The organism is Rhizobium sp. P2_G2 (assembly GCF_056403555.1).
Window position 1 is genome coordinate 57,358 of the sequence record NZ_JBFUFF010000002.1, and the last position, 21,286, is coordinate 78,643.

The window sequence follows — 21,286 nt, forward strand, 5'->3', positions numbered from 1 at the left end:
TCCCTCTCATTATCTATGCGACTGACCCGCCGGTGGCAGCGAAAGCGTCTGAAATCTGTTTGCGCCGCCGCATGACGCCAAGCCAGACCACCACCAGCGTCAGCGCAGCGACCGCCATCGGAATTCGCAAGCCCGCGCCTTGGGCGACAATTCCGACGGCAACCGTGCCAAGGCCACCCGCGATCTGGGTGAAAAGAAACTGCGTGGACATGACCCGTCCCCTCTGGGCGTCATCGATCGACGACTGCAGGATCGACACTGTCGCGGTCCGGCGCGTTTCGCCGAAAAATCCGAACAGCAGCATGGCAATCACCGCAATCGCCAAGCCGACTGAACCTGCAAGAAGGCAAATTGAAGTCGCAACCCCGAGGAAAGCCCAAAGAACCCGTTGCGGCGTGGCGCGCCCTGCCCCGCCCTGCGCCAGCCAGAGGGCCGCGAATGTCGCGCCCAGTCCGGCTGCACCATAGAGGATCGAGACGCCCGCAACGCCCTTTTTCAGGATGAGGTCGGAAAAGGCCGGCATCAGCTGGTAGACCGCCATGGATATCGCGTCGCCGGTCAGCACGAGCAGCATCAGGGCGGAAAGGCCTCTATGGGCAAAAATATAGCGTGCGCCTTGAAAAATATCCTGGCGAATGGATTTCGGCGGCGCCTTGGACTGCCTGTAATCCGACGGCGTGCGCAAAAGCGCAGCCGTGGTGAAATAAATACCGTAGCCGATAACGTTGGTGGCGAATGCGGCAGCGACGCCCCAATGCACCAGGATCCAGCCGGCCACGGCCGGGCCGGCGAAAATCGCAAATTGCGTATAGGCCGAATTGACGCCGATTGCCGCCGCCAGCCTGTGGCGCGAGACGAAGCGGGGCATCATTCCATAGGAAGCCGGAATGCTGAAGCTGTGGATCAGGCCGTGAAGAAAAGCGCTGATGCAGATGGCGACAAGGCCGAGATGGCCGGTGAAGGCGAGAATGGACAGCACGGATGTCTTCATGGCGTCGAAGGCATAAGCCGTCATCACCATGCGGAAACGGTCATGGCGATCGGCGAGAACGCCGCCGATGGGGATGAATATGACGGTGGCGGTGACCGTGAGCAGGGAGACGACGGCCAGCCATGTCGTCGAATGGGTGACTTCCCAGGTCGTCCAGGAGAAGGCGATCGCCTGGATGAAATAGGTGATCCAGGATATGATCGAGCCGATCGAATAGATGCGAAAATTGCGGTCGGCAAAAGCATCGGCGATACCTCCCAACAATTTCCGCATGGATTGCCCCAACATGTCGACGGCCGCAACGGTACGTCCTGTCAGGTTCGGAATTAGATCAACCGCAGGGATTGTGAAAGCCCGCCCGTCGCCGCAGGCGGCGTCTCATCGGCAAAATTACGCGCGCTTGCGACTGCGGCCGCGGCTTTCGCCTGCTTCCGGTTCCTCGGCAAACAAAGCCGCCAGTTGTTCCGTCATCGCGCCGGCAAGTTCGTCGGCATCGATGATCGTCACGGCCTTGCGATAATAGCGCGTCACGTCGTGGCCGATGCCGATCGCCAGCAGTTCGACCGGCGACTTGGTCTCGATCTCTTCGATCACCGCGCGCAGGTGTCGTTCCAGATAATTGCCCGGATTGACCGACAGCGTCGAATCGTCGACCGGCGCGCCGTCCGAGATCATCATCAGGATGCGGCGCTGCTCCGAGCGGCCGAGCAGGCGGTTGTGCGCCCAGATCAGCGCTTCGCCGTCGATATTTTCCTTGAGCAGGCCCTCGCGCATCATCAGGCCGAGATTGCGCTTGGCACGCCGCCAGGGCGCATCGGCCGATTTGTAGACGATATGACGCAGGTCGTTGAGCCGGCCGGGTGCCGGCGGTTTGCCGCCCGCCAGCCATTTTTCGCGCGACTGACCGCCCTTCCAGGCCTTGGTGGTGAAGCCGAGGATCTCGACCTTGACACCGCAGCGCTCCAGCGTGCGGGCAAGAATGTCGGCGCAGGTGGCGGCGACCGTGATCGGCCGGCCGCGCATCGAGCCGGAATTGTCGATGACCAGCGACACGACGGTGTCGCGGAATTTCGTGTCGCGCTCCATCTTGAAGGAAAGCGGCTGCATCGGGTCGATCACCAGGCGCACGAGACGGGCGGTGTCGAGATAGCCCTCTTCGAGGTCGAAATCCCAGGAGCGGTTCTGCTGCGCCATCAGCCGCCGCTGCAGCTTGTTGGCGAGGCGGCCAACCGCACCCTGCAGATGGGCGAGCTGCTTGTCGAGAAAAGCGCGCAGCCGGTCGAGTTCGGCTTCATCGCAGAGTTCGTCGGCGGAAATTTCCTCGTCGAACTCCTGGGTGTAGACGTGGTAGTCGACTTTCTCATTGATGTCGGAGAGCGGGTTGTTCGGCCGCTTGACCTCGCCGGGCGTCTCGGAATCCTCGTCGCCATCATCGACGAGGTCGTCTTCCGAAATTTCGGCGCCGTCGGTCTCGCCGTCTTCCATCTGCTCGTCGGCGGCCTCGTTTTCCTCGGCCGGGGCTTCCTCGGTGCCCTCGTCTTCGTCGGAGGCGTCTTCGTTTTCTTCCTGGCTGCGGGGCTGCTCTTCTTCCGAAGTGCCTTCACTGTCTTCGGAATCAYCGCCTTCGTCGCTGATATCCTCAGCGAGATGCATGGAAGCGAGCATGCTGCGGACCAGCCTTGCGAATGCCTCCTGGTCGGCCATGACATCCTTCAGGCCACCGACTTCCCTGCTGGCGGTGTCGGTGAAAAACTGCCGCCAGAGATCGAGCACCTGGCCGGCGCTTTCTGGCGGCCGTTCGCCAGTCAGAGCCTCGCGCACGAGGAGCGACATCGCCTCCTCGATCGGCGCTTCCTGGCGCTGCGACACGGCGCGGAAATTCGACTTGGAATATTTGTCCGCCAGCATCGAGTTGAGGTTGCTGGCCACGCCCGCCATGCGGCTTGCGCCCAGCGCCTCGACGCGAGCCTGCTCGACCGCGTCATAGATGGCGCGCGCATCCTGGCCCTGAGGGGCAAACTGCGTATGCAGCCGCTCGTCGTGGCAGGCTTTCCGCAGCGCCATGGAGTCGCCGATGCCTCGGACAATTGCCAGTTCGGTCGCCGTCGGCTTCTTGGAAAGTTCCGGCAGCCGGAAGCGGTCGCCCGCGACGCCGGGACGATCATTGGCGAAGCTGACTTCGACCTCCGGACTTTCGGCCATCGAGCGGATACAGCCCGTGACGGCGCGGCGGAACGGCTCGAGGTCGACGGGCGCCCCCGGCTTAGGTCTGGAATTGTCGCCTGGTCCTGCCATGGCCTGCCTCCGGGGTCTTAGACGCCGAGCACCAGATTGGCGGCGCTTTCCTTAAGCTCGACGCCGAAGACGCGCTGATACTGTTCAGCCACCAGCGTCCGCTCCAGATCGTCGCACTTGTTAAGGAAAGTGACGCGGAAGGCGAAGGCGATATCGCCGAAGATCGAGGCGTTTTCGGCCCAGGTGATCACCGTGCGCGGGCTCATGACAGTCGAGAGATCGCCGTTGATGAAGGCGGCGCGGGTCAGTTCGGCAACACGCACCATCTTGGCGATCGTGTCACGGCCCTTGTCGCGCTCGGAAATCGCCTTGACCTTGGCCGAGACGATGCCGACTTCGTGCTCGAACGGCAGATAGTTCAGCGTCGTGACGATCGACCAGCGGTCCATCTGCGCCTGGTTGATCTGCTGCGTGCCGTGATAGAGGCCGGTCGTGTCGCCCAGGCCGACAGTGTTGGCCGTGGCGAAGATGCGGAAAGCGGGATGCGGGCGGATGACGCGGCTCTGGTCGAGCAGCGTCAGGCGGCCAGAGGATTCCAGCACGCGCTGAATGACGAACATCACGTCCGGCCGCCCGGCATCATATTCGTCGAAGACCAGCGCGACATTGTGCTGATAGGCCCAGGGCAGGATGCCGTCCTTGAATTCGGTGATCTGCTTGCCGTCTTTCAGCACGATCGCGTCCTTGCCGACAAGATCGATACGGCTGACATGGCTGTCGAGATTGACGCGGACGCAGGGCCAGTTGAGGCGGGCAGCGACCTGTTCGATATGTGTCGATTTGCCAGTGCCGTGATAGCCGGAGACCATGACGCGTCGATTGTGAGCGAAGCCTGCAAGAATGGCGAGCGTGGTGTCACGATCGAAGAGGTAATCTGGATCGAGGTCGGGCACATGCGCATCGGCTTCGGAATAGGCGGGAACGCGAATGTCGGAATCGATGCCGAAGGCCTCTCGGACGGAAATGCTGGTGTCGGGAAGCTTCACAATATCAACGTCTATCTTGCTCATCATATCTCCAGCACGGGCGATTGGGAGTCGCCCGTATCATTAGCCGCACTGTCCTATCGCCACATCCGGCGATGTTCAAGGCGAACAGCGCCTTCACACGTCCATTTTCAGAGAAAGCCAGCCTGTTTCAGCAGTTGATAGGCCTGGATGACTTCGCGGAAGCGCTCTTCCGAGCCGCGATCGCCCCCATTTGCGTCAGGGTGGTGTTTTTTCACCAGTTCCTTGTAGCGCGACTTGATATCGTTGGCGGTGGCATTGGCGGCCAGTCCGAGCGTGTCGAAAGCCTTGGTTTCCAGCGATTTGAGCTTGCGTTCCCGGGTGCCTTCGTAGCGGCCGCCATTGAGGCGCCAACTGGCGAAGCCGAAGGGATCGCGCATCTTGGCGGCACTGGCGCGCGCCTGATTCATCGTCGGCGACCACTTGGCGTTCTTGTTGACGCCCATGCTCCAGGTCGGACGATCTCCGGTGACCGCTTCCTTCTGGTAGCGGGCGACGTCCGTGTCCGACAGGCCGGAGAAATAATTGTAGCCCTTATTGTATTCCTTCACGTGCTCGAAGCAGAACAGCAGGTACTGCCCCTCGGCATTGCGGCCGACGGGAGCGCGATGGACACCAGGCTTTTCACAGCCATCCCACTGACAGAGCGGCTTGGACGGCGGCTCTTCGACGCGCGCCCCTTTCCGCTTCTTCGTACGGATGGAATCGAAATATTTTGAATCGAGTTTCATGCCTTCCATTATGCGATCCGCCAGCATTCTCATCAAGAATTGACAAATCGGAATGTTCTTGTCTTTGTGGGGGTTTTGGCAGTGAACACCGATGACCCTCCAGGACAAGATCCATTCCGCACTCACCGACGGCTTCGAGCCTTCCTTCCTCGAAGTCGTCAACGAAAGCCGGCTGCATGCCGGCCATAACCCGGAGGCTGCCGCCACCGGACAAACCCATTTCCGCATCCGCATCACGGCCGACACGCTTGTCGGACTGAACCGGGTCGCTGCGCACCGCGCCGTCAACGCAACGCTCGCCTTCGCATTCGACGAAGGGCTGCACGCGCTGGCGATCGAGATTATTAAGTCCTAAGCGTAAATAAGTGGCAACCACGGCAGAAACAAGGTATATCCACTTGCAGGCACGAGGATATACCATGGCTCTCTATGTGAAAGATCCGGAAGTTGCGCTGATCGCCGGGCAGCTGGCGGAATTGCGGAAGACCACAAAGACCGAAGTTATCCGGCAAGCGCTTCGCCACGAACTGGAGCGTGAAGGCGCCTCGCCGTCTCTGGTGGAGATTGGCATGGCTTTCGCGCGCAAGGTCAAGGCTATGGGCGATCCGGAGAAGATTCAGCCTGTCGACAAGGCGTATATCGACAGCCTGTACGAGCGCGATTGATCCATGTTCATCGATGCTTCCGCGCTGTGCGCCATGATCGCGGCCGAGAGGGAAGCAGAAGACTTGTTCACGCGGCTGCAATCTGCCGAAGTGCGCGTTACCTCCCCCTTGGCGATATGGGAAACCGCAGTCAATTTGCCACGTCTTGTCGGAGTCACAGATGAGACAGCAGAAGAAATAGTGATGAAATTTCTATCGCTGATGGGCATTGTCGTGGTTCCAGTCGAACCGGAGACGACTACGATTTCGCTCGAAGCGTTTCGCCGCTACGGCAAAGGAAGACATCCGGCAGCGCTGAATTTCGCCGATTGTTTCGCCTATGCCTGCGCAAAGCATCACAAGCTGCCGCTGCTTTTCAAAGGCAACGATTTCCTGCTCACCGATATCGAGAGCGCTTGAGCGCCGCCGCTATTCGACGTCCCAGAACAGCTCGAACATCGGATCGAACACCGTCACCGGCCCGGCCGCAGTCTCGATCTTCGGGGGATAGGCCACGGCTTCTTTCTTTTTCGTGAGCGTGATGCGCTCCTCGTTCACCGGCAGGCCATACCAGGCGGGTCCGTTCAGCGACACGAAGGCTTCCAGCCTGTCGAGCGCGTCGTCCTGCTCGAACACATGAGCAAGGCAGGAGAGCGTGTTGAGAGCCGTGAAACAGCCGGCGCAGCCGCAGGCACATTCCTTGAGCGGATCGACATGCGGCGCGGAGTCCGTGCCGAGGAAAAACCTCTTGTCGCCCGATGTCGCCGCCTGCCTGAGCGCCAGGCGATGGCTTTCACGCTTGGCGACCGGAAGACAATAGTAATGCGGACGGATGCCGCCGGCGAGGATGGCATTGCGGTTGATGATCAGATGATGCGTGGTGATCGTTCCCGCAAGGTTTTTCGAAGACTCCCTGATGTAGTCAACACCATCAGACGTGGTGACATGTTCCATGGTCACGCGGAGTTCCGGCAGGCGCTTGCGGATCGGGTCGAGCACTGTGTCGATGAACACCGCCTCGCGGTCAAAAATGTCGACATCGGAACTCGTCACTTCGCCATGGACACAGAGCGGCAGGCCGACCTTCGCCATCCGCTCCAGCACCGGCATGGCGTTTTCGAAATTGCGGACGCCGGAGGCCGAATTCGTTGTGGCGCCGGCAGGGTAAAGCTTCACGGCCTTGATAAGGCCGGACCTGGCGCCCGCTTCGATGTCGTCGGGATTGCTGCCTTCGGTGAGATAGAGCGTCATCAGCGGCTCGAATGTGTGGCCTTCGAGCAGGCAGGCGATGATCCGCTCGCGATAGGCCGCCGCATCCGCTGTCGTCACTACCGGCGGCACGAGATTGGGCATGATGATGGCGCGGGCGAAATGCCGGGACGTGTAGGGCAGGACTGCCTTGAGCATATCGCCATCACGCAGGTGCAGATGCCAGTCGTCGGGGCGGCGGATGGTGAGCGAGGTCATGGGTGGTCCTTTCGAGATATCGTCATGTCCCTATCGTCACGACGCGAGCGGGGCAATGCAGAGAAATCGGATTTTCGCCGTTCGGTTCCGTTGGGCACTCGACAAAGGTCCACACGCGTCCATGATCTGCTGGCCCCGGGAGGCGGAAAGTGCGTTCACAGACGAAAAAGCCGGCGGATGTTGCCACCCGCCGGCAGTCGGTTCACTCGGAGGAATCTGTTCAGGCCGCCATGGTCTCCGGCGGCGGAGCCTTGGCGCCGGTCATCAGGGCGACGGCGTCGGACATGGTGAAATCCTTGGGATTGATGACGCAGAGGCGTTTTCCCAGCCGGTGAATATGGATGCGGTCAGCAACCTCGAACACATGCGGCATGTTGTGGGAAATCAAGACGATCGGCAGGCCACGCGAACGGACGTCGAGGATGAGCTCGAGCACCTTGCGCGATTCCTTGACGCCCAGTGCCGCCGTCGGTTCGTCCATGATCACCAGTTTCGAGCCGAAGGCTGCCGCGCGTGCCACCGCCACACCCTGACGCTGGCCACCCGAGAGCGTTTCCACCGCCTGGTTGATGTTCTGGATGGTCATCAGGCCGAGTTCAGTCAGTTTGTCGCGGGCGACTTTCTCCATCCGCTTCCGGTCGAGCATGCGAAAAACGGAACCGAGCGCTCCCGGTTTGCGCAACTCTCGACCGAGGAACATGTTGTCGGCAATCGACAGCGCCGGCGACAGAGCAAGGTTCTGGTACACCGTCTCGATGCCGGCATCGCGCGCCTCCATCGGCGAGGCGAAGCTGACCGGCTGGCCATCGAGGCGGATTTCGCCGGCGTCGGGATGGACAGCGCCGGAAATCGCCTTGATCAGCGAAGACTTGCCGGCGCCGTTGTCGCCGATCACGGCGAGGATTTCGCCGCGATAGAGGTCGAAATCGGCATTGTCGAGGGCGGTGACGCGGCCATAGCGCTTGACCAATCCGCGTGCGGTGAGAATGGGATCCTCGTTGGCCATCACGCGGCTACCTTTCTGATCCATTGGTCGACTGCGACGGCGGCGATGATCAGCACGCCAGTCAGGAAAACTTTCCACTGCGGGTCGGCACCGAGCATGTTGAGACCCATGGAGACAACACCGACGATCATGGCACCGATCAATGTTCCGAGGATCGACCCGCGGCCGCCGAACAGCGATATGCCCCCGATCACCGTCGCGGTGATCGCCTGCAGGTTATAGTCCGTCACCGCCGAGGACGGCGAGATCGAGCCGTTGCGGCCAATCGAGACCCAGGCAGCCAGGGCGGCGATCAGGCCAGCCAGCGTATACGTGCCGAGCAGCACGCGGTCGGTACGGATACCGGAAAGTTTTGCCGCCTCCGGATCGTCGCCGACGGCATAGAGGTGACGGCCCCAGGCGGTGTGGTTGAGCGCGTACCAGAGCACGAAAACCAGGAGCACCATGAAGACGACGCCAAGCGTCAGCACCGCCTTGCCCACTTTGAAGCTTTCGCCGAAGAACTGCAGGAAGGGCGCCACGGATTCGATATCGGAATCGCGCAGTGTCTCGTTGGCGGAATAAATGAAGTTCGTCGCCATCACGATGTCCCAGGTGCCCAGGGTCACGATGAAAGGCGGCAGCTTGAGCTTGGAGACGAGAAAGCCGTTGAGGAAGCCACAGAGAGCGCCGACAATGAGGCCGACAATGATCGCTATGCCGCTCGGCATCCCATATGTCAGTGCGCAATTGCCCATGACCACTGCGGAGATGACCATCACCACGCCGATCGACAGGTCGATGCCGGCGGTCAGGATCACCAGCGTCTGTGCGGCGCCGAGAATACCGACGACAGCGATCTGCTGCAGGACCAGAGTGAGCGTATAGGCGGAAAAGAACTTTCCGCCGATGGAGGCGCCAAAGATTATGATCGAGGCAATCAGCACGATCAGCGGCACGGCCGATGGTGTCGAATGCAGGAAATGCTGGATTTTTCGTAAGAACGAGCGGTCTTCAAATGCGGCGACTGTGGTGTCGCTCTTGTCGAGAACCTTCTCGAATTCCTGGATGCTGGCCATTGCCGCTCCCTCCCAAGGGCCCGGCCGCGAGGCCGGTAGATTTACCGTTCCCGGAGAGCCATGCTCCCCGGGAACCATAGTGAACCGAAAGACTTAGACGATCAACCCCAGCACTTGGCCAGGCCTTCCTTGACGCTGATCGACGGCACGCCGGCGGCCGGCTTGTCGGTCACCAGCGACACACCGGTGTCGAAGAACGCCTTGCCGGGGGTCGGCTGCGGCTTGGTGCCATCCTTGGCATATTTGGCGATCGCTTCGATGCCGAGCGAGGCCATCAGCAGCGGATATTGCTGCGAGGTGGCGCCGATCTGGCCTTCCTGCACCGACTTGACGCCGGGGCAACCGCCGTCGACGGAGACGATCAACACATCGCCTTCCTTGCCGACAGCCTTGAGCGCCTGGTAGGCGCCGACAGCGGCCGGTTCGTTGATGGTGTGGATGACGTTGATGTCGGAATCCTTCTGCAGAAGGTTTTCCATCGCCTTGCGGCCGCCTTCTTCATTGCCGTTGGTGACGTCATGACCGACGATGCGCGCATCGTCTTCGTCGCCGATCTTGTTGGGATCCTTCACGTCGATGCCGAAGCCCATCATGAAGCCCTGGTCGCGCAGAACGTCGACGGTCGGCTGCGACGGGGTCAGGTCGAGGAAGCCGACCTTGGCGTCCTTCGCCTTGTCGCCCATGGTCGCCTTGGCCCATTCGCCAATCAGCTTGCCGGCGAGCAGGTTGTCGGTGGCGAAGGTGGCGTCGGCGGCATCGGCCGGATCGAGCGGCGTGTCGAGCGCAATCACCAGAACGCCGGCGTCGCGGGCCTTCTTGACCGGGCCGACGATGGCCTTGGTGTCGGAGGCAGTAATCAGGATGCCCTTGGCGCCATCGGCGATGCAGGATTCGATAGCGGCGACCTGGCTGTCATTGTCGCCGTCGATCTTGCCGGCATAGGTCTTGAGGTCGACGCCGAGTTCCTTCGCCTTGGCGGTCGCGCCTTCCTTCATCTTGACGAAGAAGGGATTGGTATCGGTCTTGGTGATCAGGCAGGCGGCGACACCGGCTGCATTGGCACTGCCGGCGAAAGCAACACCGAGCGCCAGCGCGCCGATGGTTGCGGCAATCAAAGATGTCTTCATGATTTCCTCCCAAGGAACAAAACAAGGCAGCGGGCCAACCCGCCGCCACAGCGAGCGGTCGCACATTGGCAGGCTCTGAGAAAGCTCCTCCGGCCCCATGCGATCTGCCGAGCCTAAATAAGCATCAAACAAAAATGCTGTCAATAAATAAATCGAGTTGATTTATTAATCGGATATGGCATGCTTCCGGCGACTTGGTGTAGCAGTGCCCGGGAGGAGAATGGGGCATGGCGACCTTCGGCCTGACCGATGAACAGGAAGTGATAACGGTGGTCGTCGACCCGATGGGCGGCGCCAACCAGACGCGTGTGCGTGCCTATAACGAGCGGCTGGTGCTGTCGCTCGTGCGCCGTCATGGCAGCCTGTCGAAGGCGGAGATCGCCCGCAGGACCGGGCTCTCGGCCCAGACCGTGTCGGTGATCATGCGTTCGCTGGAGAAGGAAGGGATGCTCGCGCGGGGCGCGCCGCAACGCGGCCGCGTCGGCCAGCCCTCGATTCCGATGAGCCTCAATCCGAACGGCGTGTTTTCGCTCGGGCTGAAGATCGGCCGTCGCAGCGCCGATCTCGTGCTGATGGATTTTGTCGGCGGCGTCCGCAGCCAGTTGCACGAGGCCTATCGCTACCCGACGCCGGCGGCGATCCTCGCCTTCGCCCAGCGCAGCGTCGAAGCGATACTGCTTTCGATGAAAACAGAGGACCGCCGCAAGATTGCCGGCCTCGGCGTGGCGCTGCCCTTCCAACTGTGGAACTGGGTCGAGGCGATGGGCGCGCCGAAGGAGGACATGGACGCCTGGCGCGACGCCGACATCGCCGACATGCTGGCGCGCAAGCTGCACCTGCCGATCTTCCTGCAGAATGACGCCACTGCCGCTTGCGCCGCCGAACTCGCCTTCGGTCATGGGCCGCGGTTTGCCGATTTCGCCTATTTCTTCCTCGGATCGTTCATCGGCGGCGGCGTGGTGCTCAATCATGCGCTCTATCCGGGGCGGACGGGCAATGCCGGGGCGTTCGGCTCGATGCCGTTCGGCGTGCATAAAAGCCGGCCCAGCCAGCTCATCGACCATGCTTCCGTGGTGCTGCTTGAAAAGATGCTGATCGACGACGGCAAGGACCCATCGTCGATCTGGCTGACGCCGGAACAATGGGACGAGTTCGGCGCGACGAAGGCGCGATGGATCAGGGAAACGGCGGAAGCGCTCGCCTTCGCCATCGTCACAGTCTGTTCAGTGATCGATTTCGAGGCAGTGGTCATCGACGGCGGCTTTGCCGCATCGGTGCGCGCGGCCATTGTCCAGGCCACCAAGACCGAACTTGCCAAGCTCGACCTGCAGGGCATCGCCCCACCGGTGGTCGAGGAGGGGCTGGTCGGATCGGCAGCGCGCGCCGTCGGCGCCGCCAGCCTGCCGCTCTTCTCACGTTATCACATCGATCAAAGCGTACTTTTCAAGGATATGGCCTGATGCTCAGAGGTATCGATCCCGTTCTCGGTCCGGATTTACTTTCCACATTGAGGGCCATGGGCCATGGCGACGAGATCGCGCTCGTCGACGGCAATTATCCCGGGCTCGAACATGCGCGACGGCTGGTGCGCGCCGATGGTCATGGCGTCATCCGCCTGCTCGACGCCATCCTGTCGCTGATGCCGATCGACGATTTCGTCGAGCACGGGATTTTTCGCGCCACGGTGCGCGGCGACATGGCGCTGCTCGACCCCGTGCATCAGGAGATGGTCAATATCTGCCGCAAATGGGAGCCGGAACGCACGGTCGTGCCGCTCGCGCCCGCCGATTTTTACACCCGTGTGCGAGCCGCGCACACGATCGTGCAGACCTCGGAGCCGAGGCTCTACGGCAATATCATCCTGCGCAAGGGCGTTATTTACCCTGCTAAGTGATTGAACTATTCCCCATCCGGACGAGAGCCTTGAAAGCGCGGCAGCCGGTCTCTTCGCTCAGTGGCGGGCAGATTCTGCGCGCGGACCTGGCCTGCGTCCCGGCAGGGCGAGGCCGTCAGAGGTGCTGATCCTCGATGTGATCGACGTGACGCGCAGGCCACATCTCGGCGGCATCGCCGCCGATTCTCCGCATCGCAATTCGGCTGTCGCAGACATTACCAATTTGTAATCGGGGCTTCCCTTGAATTGCCGCATTTGACCACGCAAATGACAGTCGTGGTGATTATGAAGATCACCTTCAACCTGGCTACATTGGCCCGTCCCCCGCCTTGCCAGGTTTGACGGACAAAGGCCCTTCCCCCCTCTCCGGGCCTTTGTCCGCCCCTTGCGCTTAAGCCGTTCTGGCCCCCTCGCCAGGACGGCTTTTTTCGTTTCAGCCTGGGACAGTGTCACAATTTCGCAAAATCGGACTTGCTAAGAATTCGCCGGCGCAGGCGTGGCCTGTCCCAGAAGAATACAGTCTTCGGCAGAGACTACATCGTATGCGATTTTTGTTGTGCGGTTGAAATTATCCGGCTTTACTATCGCGATGACCTACAATCTTTCGGATTCGGCGACCTATCTCGCAAGCCTGCTTGCCAAGGGGTTTTCGCGTTCGCTCCTGTCGCGCGCCGCCGATATCGGTTTCTCTCCCGGCCAGTTTCCAGTGCTGATCGAACTCTGGCGCGAGGACGGGCTCACCCAGCGAGAAATCCTCGACCGGCTGGAAATCGAGCAGGCGACGCTCGCCAACACGCTCGCCCGCATGGAGCGCGACGGCCTGATCCGCAGGGAACCGCACCCGACAGACAAGCGGGCGATCCGCAATTTCCTCACCGAGAAAGGCCGCGCCATCGAAGAACAGGCGATGGCTGCGGCCCAGGAGGCCGACCAGGCGCTGTTCAAAGGCTTCCGCCGCTTCGAGCGTGAACTGATGCTCGAATATATGCGGCAGGCAATCGACAACGCCCGCAAACTTTAGAGCCGATAGCCTGCGATCGTTAAGGGGCCGGAAAGCATAACCGGCCACCTGTCATTTACATATTATTCAGACCTAGGCGTTCGACAATTCGGGACGCGCCGCACGGGTCGCGAGCAGCGACACCAGGGCCAATGCGATGACCACGGAGCCATAGATATAGGCCGCGTTCGCCAGACCCAGTTGCGGGATGACCAAACCGATGGCGATGGCCGGCAGGCTGAAGGCGAGATAGCTCTGGAGATAGTAAGCCGAGAGCAGGCCTGCCCGTTCATCGGCATGCGCCAGCGGCAATATGGTGCGCAGCGCGCCGGAGAAGCTCGCGCCGAAACCGACGCCGGTCACCAGCGCGCCGGCCATCATCACCGAAGCGAGATGAAGGTGGACACCGGCCAGCGTGATGGCGACGCCGGATATGACCGACCATGTGCCGATCGTCAGGATGCTGAGCCCCGGCCTGTTGCGCAGCGCAAACACGGTGACCGCGCCGGTCGAGGTCAGCACCGCGACGACCAGGCCGCCGATCAGCGGCGACGTCATGCCCGTGGCGACCCGCACCAGCGACGGCATCAGCGAGAAATAGAAGCCACCCAGCGCCCAGGCGGCGACACTGACGGGTGTGATCTTGATCAGCATCCGCCGTGCCTGCGCCGGAACGCTGACATGTGGCGCCAGCGAAGCGAAGGCGCCCGACTTGCCCGCCGAGGTTTCCGGCAGCCAGGGCAGCAGGATCAGCAGAATAGCTGTCACCGCAAGCAACACGGCAAATGCCAGTTCCAGGGGCAGCGGCGCATAAGCCACGAGAGCGCCGGAGAGAACGGCACCGACAGTGAGGCCGACAAAGGCCGTCGTGCTGTTGAGCAACGGCCCGCGCTCGCGGTCGACGTCGAGAATGGCCGCACCGAGCGTCGTGGTCGCCGCACCCGTGGCAAAACCCTGCAGGCCTCGCGCCAGGATCAGCATCTCAGCCGATCCGGCTCTGATGAAAGCGAGCATGGCGAGCACATTGATCACCAGGGCGAAGAAGATCACCGGCTTGCGGCCGATATAGTCCGACAGCGAACCGACCGTCAGCAAAGCCGCCAGCAGCATGAAGGCATAGGCCGAAAAGATCATCATCAGCATCACAGGCGTGAGGCCGTAGATCTCCTGGTAAAGGCGATAAACTGGCGTCGCTGCGCTGGAACTGGCGGCAAACAGCACCGCGGCGATCGCGCCATRGAGTACCGATCCCGAGGGTGAAAACCTGCGCCGATCACCTACATTGAGTGTGTTTTCGCTGGACATGGGGCAATCCCATCCTTAAAGCTAAATCGTTGCGTTAACCCATGTAGTGCATTGCGCAGCTTAATGCAAATATTTTGCGTTAAAATCGCGAAACTTTTCGTGCGGCATCAGGAGACCGAAGTGGCAGTCAAGGAAAGGATCCGCGTGGGCGGCAGGAGCGCCCGAATCCAGGCGGAGGTGCACAAGGCGGTGAAGGAACTGCAGGCCGAGGCCGAGCGCACGGAACTGACCGTGCCGATGATCGCCGCACGCGCCGGCGTGACGCCATCGACCATCTACCGCCGCTGGGGCGATCTTTCCGAGCTTTTTGCCGATGTCGCCATGGAGCGGCTAAGGCCAGTCGCCGACCCCGCGGATTCGGGCAGCCTGAAGGCCGATCTTACCGCCTATGTCGAGCAATATGCCGAGGAATTTTCCACCGAGACCGGCAAGACGCTGTTGCTCGACCTGTTCGCCAATTCGCTCGACGCGGCGCAACCCGGTCAATATTGCACCTATACCTATGACCATCTGCAGGTCATTCTCGACCGGGCGCGGGCGCGGGGTGAAAAATCCTACGACGTGCAAGATGTCATCGATCACGTGATCGCACCGATCATGTATCGCATCCTGTTCGGCAAGGGGGAGATGAACGAGGCTTTCTGGAAGGGGTTGCTCGATCGCCTCTACGTCCTGGCGCGATAGCAATCTGCCACGCCGCATCACCATTCCTGTCCCCGGCACGTCCGTTTATTTTTCCCCTGATTCACAGATCGGCGCCGGCACCGTCATCTAATTGACGACTTCGTCGTTTATCTCTGATTTCTTTACCGGAGGAGCCGGTCGCGGAACCGTCGCCGCGTTCGGCCGTTAGTCAACGGAAGCACCAAGGAGGAATGCCGTGCACGATTCGCTCCACGAATCCCATCCGACTCACCCCCTCGGAGCGCGTGAAAGCTGGCCTCGTACGGGACCGGTCTATGATGTTCCCGTATCTGACGAGATCGAGGCTCCAGCTCCGACACTCTGGCAGCGACTGCTCACGTCATCCGAGCTGGACGGCGATCCCAGCGCCATTCTGCCCGGCAGCCTGCCCGTCTGGTACTGACTGAAACAGAGACAATCCGTCTCCGAACAACGCCAATTGCACGCAACGGGCGAGAGGAGAAGTTTGCGATGAACAATTCCCGCATAGACGATGGGCGCGATGTCGCCCATTCCACCAATCCGCTCGGCGGGCATGAGAATATCGAACAGGACGCTCCCGGCCAGCCGCTGGATGCGGAATGGACACCGATGATGAAGGGCGGCATTCGCAATCCTGCCACCGACCCGAACGGCGACATGCGCCGCAGCGGCGCCTCGCCCAGTGATCCGCATGGTGGCCACAACGCCATGGGCCATGAGTATCACACGCCGGACGCCGATCCGCCGCGTGAGATGACTGCCTCCAACCCGCTTGACGGACAAGCCGGCATGGACGAGCCACGCACCAGTTTTTCGCAGCCTGTCGAGGGTGCCGAAAACCAGCTGTGCATCGACCCCGTCACCAAAAAGGTCGAACCGGCTTCGCCGATGTTCAAAGTCAGCCCGCACCCGTAGGTAAGACCATGCAAGACAAGCGGAAAGACAGCAAAGGCCTCGACATCGGGGCCGACAATGTGCTCGGTCCCATCACTGACAGCGCGTTGAAGGGCCGAAAGCAGCCCGAACTCGATCCGGATGAATTGACCCGATCCGACGCATTGGCCGAGGCCGTGCGGGAAAATCGCGACCCTTATGTCGTCAAGACCGACCTCGAAGATAATGACGAGCGCGGACCGACACCGGACATGAAGGAACAGCCGTAGTCAGTCCAGTCGCTCTCGGGGCCAGTATTTGTCGTCGGCGTAATCGGTCGGGATTGGATCAAGCCCGGCCAGCGTGTCGGCGACCCAGGCGATCTGGATCTTGAGATATTGCAATGCTTTCGGGATCGGTTCGCCTGTGACGAGATTGCGGGCTCGCCAGCGTTCATATCCCGATTCCCGAATGCGGCGGGCCGCTTCCGCCTGGACATCCGATTTAGAGAGCGACCGGCCGCCGCCTGATTTGTCAAGACCGCCGCTGATGACCCTGAAACCCATCGCAACCCTCCGTATCCACCAGAGAATGCGACCAAAGTCTTGCGCGGAGCTCTTCGAGGACCACTGTTCGAAAAAACTACAGCATGAAATCGGACTGCGTGAAGTGATGCTGCCCACTCACGCTGACAACGCAATCGGCCTGACCATCGCCATCAAGATCGGCAGAGACGGTGGTGACTCCGTGCGCGTTTATCGCATAGCGCAATTCGCCGGCTTTGCCGCTGAAGGCATCCGTGCCGATGAAATGGAAGGCGTCGTCCGTCGTGGTCGCCGTATCGGCGTCGATACGGCTGAAGCCGATGCGATCGTGATCGGCCGCGCTGAAATCGGTAATGACATCCGGCCCATGCACGGCGCTGTCGTGGATATCGTCGAAGAAGAATGTGTCGCGCCCTGCACCACCGATCAGGATATCGCGGCCGGCGCCACCCGTGAGAAAATCGTCGCCCGAGCCACCGACGAGCCTGTCGCGACCGGAACCGCCGGATAGGAGATCCGCGCCCGCACCGCCGCGCAGGACATCATCGCCATCCTGGCCGTAGAGATCGTCCGCGGCGCCCCGGCCGGCGAGCTGGTCGTTGCCGGTGCCGCCGACCAGGCCGTCGGTCTTGCCGCCGCCGGTCAGCCTGTCATTGCCGCCTTCGCCATAGATCAGGACACCGGCGGCCGAAGTCAGCTTGTGGATGTCGTCCGCACTGTCCGTGCCCATGACGATGCGCTGCGGCTTGGAAGCGCCACCATCATTGGTCGTGTTGTCGTCGAAAGCGGCAGCGATATCGGTGCCGGTATAGCCCGGCAACATGGTGGACGCCCGATCACCCGGCACCGCCTCCGCCATATAGGCCCAGTGCGAAACGCTGCTTGAGCCGGTGCCGCTGGTCATCTGCATTTCGAAGAACCATTGCCCGCCTTGCCTGACCATCTCGCCCCGGCCGATGGTGATATCGGCGTCCGAGCCTTGCTGGGTGAAGCTGAAGGAAACGGAGCCGTCAGGCGTGATCGAGCCGACCAGCGTCGAATAGACCCAGCCCTTGCCGAGATCGGTGGCAACCTCGCCGAACACGTAGCCGTCGACCACGTTGGTGATGTGCCAGAGCGTCTGGTCGACGAGCGGCACGGTCTGCGGTGTATCCGTATCACCGTTGAGAAGCGCATAGGCGGCCAGATAGGGCGTCGGCACGTACCAATAGCTGTGCTCCAGAAAATCCCAGCTGCGGGTGTCGGTGACAGTGGCGGACATGGCCTGGCTCCTCGGGTCAGTGCGGGATTTCATCTGCGTAAGGCAGATGATCGCATTGACCATGAGATGACACGCAGCCGCAGCCCAGGCAACGCCATGAATTCGGGGAATGGACATGCCGGTGCATAGCGGCAGGTGCCCGCTGAACCGAACGGCTAAATGAAATCAAAGCGATGACACGAATACAAGTCTGCGCGACAATGTGAAAATCGTCGTCGTGCACCGCAGATCAATCGCCGGTTTGGCCGGCGGCTCACATCGGCGGCACGACGCCCTTGGTGCTGACGACGACGCGTTCGCTGGAAATCGAGCCGTCATCCGCCTTCTTCGACGGGACGAAAACCACCGCGCCGGGCTTCAGGTCATCTTTCGTTGCCGTGGCAAAGGTCACCACCGGCACGCCCTGGGGGATGGAGATCTTCTTCTCCTTGCCCTTATAAGTCAGGGTGACCGTCTTGCCGTCGACGGATGTGACCGACTTGGCGACCGTCGCATTGGTCATGGAACTGTTGGGCTTGGCGTCCCATGGGCGGCTGCCCTCGCCGGTGCCCTTCAGGGCAGGCGGGAAAATCACGACTTCCAATGCGTTGTCGCCACCTTCCGCCTTCGGGACGGAGGCGATGCCGAGGGAATCGCCGACCTTGATATCGGCAACCGAGGCCTTGGCGACGCTCGAGACCTTCCAGCCGTTTTCAAGCGCGATCTTTGCGGTCGCGCCTTCGCGCGTCCTTACCGTCAGCGTCGCGTCATCATAGCTGATGATCGTGCCGCGCACCCGGATATTGGTCGGTGCAGCGACTGCAGTGCCAAGGCTTGTCGCGGCAAAAGCCACGCCCAAGAAAACCATTCCGGTCTTGATCGTCAGAAAACGGGTCATCGAAATCTCTCCTGCCCTGTCAGGCCGAGCATGGCCCGGCGATGACCGACGTTTTCGCACAGAACCCGGCCTGGTGCAGTTCAGGTCTTCGGCACAGGGAATCACATCGCCGTGAGCGGGAGATCGGGAGAATTGGATGCCGAGCCGCTCTGAAACCCGGATTGGGACTATTCAGAACGGCTGGGGCTTTTGCGAAAGCCGACAGGCAGTCAACGGCGCGGAAATCGGCGCCGTTGAGCCGCGATGACAGGGTCAAGTCCCCGCATTGTAAGCTGCGATGGCCGCCATGTTGACGATGTCGGAATCCTTGGCGCCGATCGAGACGATCTGCACCGGCTTGTCGAGGCCGACGAGCAGCGGACCGATCACCGTACAGCCGCCGAGTTCCTGCAGCATCTTGGTCGAAATCGACGCGGAGTGGAAGGCGGGCATGACAAGGACATTGGCAGGCCCCTTCAGCCGGCAGAACGGATATTGCTCCATCACCCGGGGATTGAGTGCCACGTCGGCCGCCATTTCGCCGTCGAACTGAAAGTCGACCCGGCGCTTGTCGAGGATTTTCACCGCCTCGCGCAGGCGTTCCGAGCGCTCGCCCTCGGGATGGCCGAAGGTGGAATAGGCGAGCATGGCGACGCGTGGCTCGTAGCCGAATTTCCGCGCCAGGCTTGCCGCCTCCTCGGCGATATCGGCGAGTTCTTCCGAGGTCGGCATGTCGTGCACGGCCGTATCCGCCACCAGCACGTTGCGGCCACGGCAGAGCGCTAGCGACACGCCGATGACACGATGGCCCGGCTTGGCGTCGATGCAGCGCCGCACGTCTTCCAGAGCTGTCGAATAGTTACGGGTCGTGCCGGTGACCATGGCGTCGGCGTCGCCGAGCGCCACCATGCAGGCCGCGAAATGGTTGCGGTCGTTGTTGATCAGCCGCTGGGCATCGCGATGCAGGTAGCCCTTCCGTTGCAGCCGGGCATAGAGATAGTCGATATAGGCTTCGCGGCGCTTCGATGTGCGGGCATTGATCCGCTCGATGCCTGGCCGATTGAGGTCGATGCCGGCGCGTTCGGCATTGGCCTCGATAATGTCGTCGCGGCCGACGAGGATTGCAGTGCCGAGCTGCTGGTTGACATAGGCGACGGCCGCCCGCATCACCTGCTCTTCTTCGGCTTCGGCGAAGACGACGCGCTTCGGCATGCGCCGGACGCGGTCATAGATGCGCTGCAGCGTCGAGGCGATCGGGTCGCGCCGGCCACGCAATTCGCGGGCATAGGCTTCCAGATTGGCGATCGGCTTGCGGGCGACGCCCGATTCCATCGCCGCCCTGGCAACAGCCACGGGGATCGAGGAGATCAACCGCGGATCGAACGGCACCGGGATGATGTAATTGGCGCCGAAGCGCGGCCGGTTGCCCTGATAGGCCGCGGCGACATCGTCGGGCACGTCCTCCTTGGCGAGATTGGCGAGCGCCTGCACGGCGGCGATTTTCATCGCATCGTTGATGGTCGAGGCGCGCACGTCCAGCGCGCCGCGGAAGATATAGGGAAAGCCCAGCACATTGTTGACCTGGTTCGGATAGTCCGAACGGCCGGTCGCCATGATCGCGTCGTCACGGATGCGCGCGACCTCTTCCGGCGTGATTTCCGGATCCGGATTGGCCATGGCGAAGATGATCGGGTTCGGCGCCATCGACGCGATCATCTCCGTCGACAGCGCTCCCTTGGCGGAGAGGCCGAGGATAACGTCCGCGCCCTTCATCGCATCGGTCAGCGTCCGGCTATCGGTCTTGGCCGCATGTGCCGATTTCCACTGGTTCATGCCCTCGGTGCGGCCCTGGTAGACCACGCCCTTGGTGTCGCAGAGAACGACGTTTTCCGGGTTGAAGCCCATGGACTTGATCAGCTCGATACAGGCAATCGCCGCCGCACCGGCACCATTGCAGACCAGTTTCGTGGTCTTCATGTCGCGGCCGGTGAGATCCAGCGCATTGATCAGGCCGGCAGCGGCGATGATTGCCGTGCCGTGCTGGTCGTCATGGAACACCGGAATGTCCATGATCTCACGCAGCCGGCTTTCGATGACGAAACAGTCCGGCGCCTTGATATCCTCGAGATTGATGCCGCCAAAGGAAGGCCCGAGATAGCGCACGCAATTGACGAAGGCGTCGACATCCTCGGTATCTATTTCGAGGTCGATCGAATCGACATCGGCAAAGCGCTTGAAGAGCACGGCCTTGCCCTCCATCACCGGCTTGGAGGCCAAAGCGCCGAGATTGCCCAGCCCAAGGATCGCCGTGCCGTTGGAAATCACCGCCACCATATTGCCGCGGGCGGTGTAATCGTAGGCCGTTGCCGGGTCTTCGGCAATTGCCTTCACCGGCTCGGCGACGCCAGGCGAATAGGCCAGCGACAGGTCGCGCTGCGTTGCCATCGGCTTGGTCGGATTGACTTCGAGCTTGCCGGGCTTGCCGCGCGAATGGAATTCCAGCGCTTCTTCCCGGGTGATCGTCGGCAGGCCGCGGCGTTTCTGAACGTCAGACATTCTT

General features: G+C 61.5%; 22 protein-coding genes. 9 read left to right on the top strand and 13 right to left on the bottom strand.

Annotated features, from left to right (window positions below; all coding sequences use genetic code 11):
- Positions 1-13: 13 nt before the first annotated feature.
- From AC1D06_RS02600 to AC1D06_RS02615, 4 genes are all read right to left on the bottom strand, one after another.
- Positions 14-1,264 carry an MFS transporter gene (locus tag AC1D06_RS02600; RefSeq protein ID WP_477984800.1) on the bottom strand — a complete coding sequence of 417 codons (1,251 nt, stop codon included), beginning with the start codon at positions 1,262-1,264 and terminating at the stop codon, positions 14-16.
- A gap of 117 nt (positions 1,265-1,381) precedes the next feature.
- A complete protein-coding gene (gene cobT, locus AC1D06_RS02605) occupies positions 1,382-3,286 on the bottom strand; it encodes a cobaltochelatase subunit CobT (protein ID WP_477984802.1) in 1,905 nt (634 codons plus the stop codon).
- A gap of 17 nt (positions 3,287-3,303) precedes the next feature.
- Positions 3,304-4,296 carry a cobaltochelatase subunit CobS gene (gene cobS / locus AC1D06_RS02610; protein WP_477879315.1) on the bottom strand — a complete coding sequence of 331 codons (993 nt, stop codon included), beginning with the start codon at positions 4,294-4,296 and terminating at the stop codon, positions 3,304-3,306.
- Positions 4,297-4,403: 107 nt separating this feature from the next.
- Positions 4,404-5,033, bottom strand: coding sequence for a J domain-containing protein (locus AC1D06_RS02615; RefSeq protein WP_477879314.1), 630 nt, complete (start codon positions 5,031-5,033; stop codon positions 4,404-4,406).
- 82 nt (positions 5,034-5,115) lie between these two features.
- Here AC1D06_RS02615 and AC1D06_RS02620 point away from each other — a divergent pair, with 82 nt between their 5' ends.
- The 3 genes from AC1D06_RS02620 (at position 5,116) to AC1D06_RS02630 (ending at position 6,088) form a co-directional block, all read left to right on the top strand.
- Positions 5,116-5,379: a BolA family protein gene (locus AC1D06_RS02620; protein ID WP_477984804.1), complete on the top strand. Its 264-nt coding sequence runs from the start codon at positions 5,116-5,118 to the stop codon at positions 5,377-5,379.
- A 64-nt stretch (positions 5,380-5,443) separates the two neighbouring features.
- Positions 5,444-5,689 carry a type II toxin-antitoxin system VapB family antitoxin gene (locus AC1D06_RS02625; protein WP_477879312.1) on the top strand — a complete coding sequence of 82 codons (246 nt, stop codon included), beginning with the start codon at positions 5,444-5,446 and terminating at the stop codon, positions 5,687-5,689.
- 3 nt (positions 5,690-5,692) lie between these two features.
- Positions 5,693-6,088 carry a type II toxin-antitoxin system VapC family toxin gene (locus AC1D06_RS02630; RefSeq protein WP_477984806.1) on the top strand — a complete coding sequence of 132 codons (396 nt, stop codon included), beginning with the start codon at positions 5,693-5,695 and terminating at the stop codon, positions 6,086-6,088.
- A 9-nt stretch (positions 6,089-6,097) separates the two neighbouring features.
- Here the strand turns inward: AC1D06_RS02630 and pyrC are convergent, their stop codons facing one another.
- From pyrC to AC1D06_RS02650, 4 genes are all read right to left on the bottom strand, one after another.
- On the bottom strand, positions 6,098-7,135 hold the full coding sequence (gene pyrC / locus AC1D06_RS02635) for a dihydroorotase (protein ID WP_477984808.1): 1,038 nt from the start codon (positions 7,133-7,135) through the stop codon (positions 6,098-6,100).
- 220 nt (positions 7,136-7,355) lie between these two features.
- Positions 7,356-8,165 carry an ATP-binding cassette domain-containing protein gene (locus tag AC1D06_RS02640; RefSeq protein WP_477879309.1) on the bottom strand — a complete coding sequence of 270 codons (810 nt, stop codon included), beginning with the start codon at positions 8,163-8,165 and terminating at the stop codon, positions 7,356-7,358.
- Positions 8,141-9,199, bottom strand: a complete 1,059-nt coding sequence (locus AC1D06_RS02645) for an ABC transporter permease (RefSeq protein WP_477879308.1) — start codon at positions 9,197-9,199, stop codon at positions 8,141-8,143. The genes AC1D06_RS02640 and AC1D06_RS02645 overlap by 25 nt, the downstream gene beginning before the upstream one ends.
- Before the next feature lie 101 nt (positions 9,200-9,300).
- Positions 9,301-10,326: a substrate-binding domain-containing protein gene (locus AC1D06_RS02650; protein ID WP_477879307.1), complete on the bottom strand. Its 1,026-nt coding sequence runs from the start codon at positions 10,324-10,326 to the stop codon at positions 9,301-9,303.
- Positions 10,327-10,553: 227 nt separating this feature from the next.
- Here AC1D06_RS02650 and AC1D06_RS02655 point away from each other — a divergent pair, with 227 nt between their 5' ends.
- From AC1D06_RS02655 to AC1D06_RS02665, 3 genes are all read left to right on the top strand, one after another.
- On the top strand, positions 10,554-11,786 hold the full coding sequence (locus AC1D06_RS02655; RefSeq protein WP_477984810.1) for an ROK family transcriptional regulator: 1,233 nt from the start codon (positions 10,554-10,556) through the stop codon (positions 11,784-11,786).
- Complete coding sequence (locus AC1D06_RS02660) at positions 11,786-12,220, top strand: RbsD/FucU family protein (protein ID WP_477984812.1); 435 nt, start codon at positions 11,786-11,788, stop codon at positions 12,218-12,220. Before AC1D06_RS02655 ends, AC1D06_RS02660 begins: the two co-directional genes overlap by 1 nt.
- Positions 12,221-12,809: 589 nt before the next feature.
- Positions 12,810-13,241 carry a MarR family winged helix-turn-helix transcriptional regulator gene (locus tag AC1D06_RS02665; protein WP_477879304.1) on the top strand — a complete coding sequence of 144 codons (432 nt, stop codon included), beginning with the start codon at positions 12,810-12,812 and terminating at the stop codon, positions 13,239-13,241.
- 72 nt (positions 13,242-13,313) lie between these two features.
- On the opposite strand, the gene AC1D06_RS02670 is transcribed toward AC1D06_RS02665, so the two are convergent.
- The gene (locus AC1D06_RS02670) at positions 13,314-14,525 is read right to left on the bottom strand and encodes an MFS transporter (protein ID WP_477984814.1); all 1,212 of its coding nucleotides are present in this window, start codon (positions 14,523-14,525) and stop codon (positions 13,314-13,316) included.
- Positions 14,526-14,645: 120 nt separating this feature from the next.
- Here AC1D06_RS02670 and AC1D06_RS02675 point away from each other — a divergent pair, with 120 nt between their 5' ends.
- From AC1D06_RS02675 to AC1D06_RS02685, 3 genes are all read left to right on the top strand, one after another.
- Entirely contained in the window at positions 14,646-15,209 is a 564-nt protein-coding gene (locus tag AC1D06_RS02675) for a TetR/AcrR family transcriptional regulator (RefSeq protein WP_477984816.1), read from the top strand.
- A 471-nt stretch (positions 15,210-15,680) separates the two neighbouring features.
- Complete coding sequence (locus AC1D06_RS02680; RefSeq protein ID WP_477879301.1) at positions 15,681-16,106, top strand: hypothetical protein; 426 nt, start codon at positions 15,681-15,683, stop codon at positions 16,104-16,106.
- An 8-nt stretch (positions 16,107-16,114) separates the two neighbouring features.
- The gene (locus AC1D06_RS02685) at positions 16,115-16,354 is read left to right on the top strand and encodes a hypothetical protein (RefSeq protein WP_477984818.1); all 240 of its coding nucleotides are present in this window, start codon (positions 16,115-16,117) and stop codon (positions 16,352-16,354) included.
- On the opposite strand, the gene AC1D06_RS02690 is transcribed toward AC1D06_RS02685, so the two are convergent.
- The 4 genes from AC1D06_RS02690 to AC1D06_RS02705 all read right to left on the bottom strand — a co-directional run bounded on the left by AC1D06_RS02690 (position 16,355) and on the right by AC1D06_RS02705 (position 21,282).
- Entirely contained in the window at positions 16,355-16,630 is a 276-nt protein-coding gene (locus AC1D06_RS02690; RefSeq protein WP_477879299.1) for a hypothetical protein, read from the bottom strand.
- Between the two features lie 76 nt (positions 16,631-16,706).
- Positions 16,707-17,870 carry a calcium-binding protein gene (locus tag AC1D06_RS02695; protein WP_477984820.1) on the bottom strand — a complete coding sequence of 388 codons (1,164 nt, stop codon included), beginning with the start codon at positions 17,868-17,870 and terminating at the stop codon, positions 16,707-16,709.
- A 253-nt stretch (positions 17,871-18,123) separates the two neighbouring features.
- Entirely contained in the window at positions 18,124-18,747 is a 624-nt protein-coding gene (locus AC1D06_RS02700) for a hypothetical protein (protein WP_477984822.1), read from the bottom strand.
- A gap of 252 nt (positions 18,748-18,999) precedes the next feature.
- Positions 19,000-21,282 carry an NADP-dependent malic enzyme gene (locus AC1D06_RS02705; RefSeq protein WP_477984824.1) on the bottom strand — a complete coding sequence of 761 codons (2,283 nt, stop codon included), beginning with the start codon at positions 21,280-21,282 and terminating at the stop codon, positions 19,000-19,002.
- Positions 21,283-21,286: the final 4 nt, after the last annotated feature.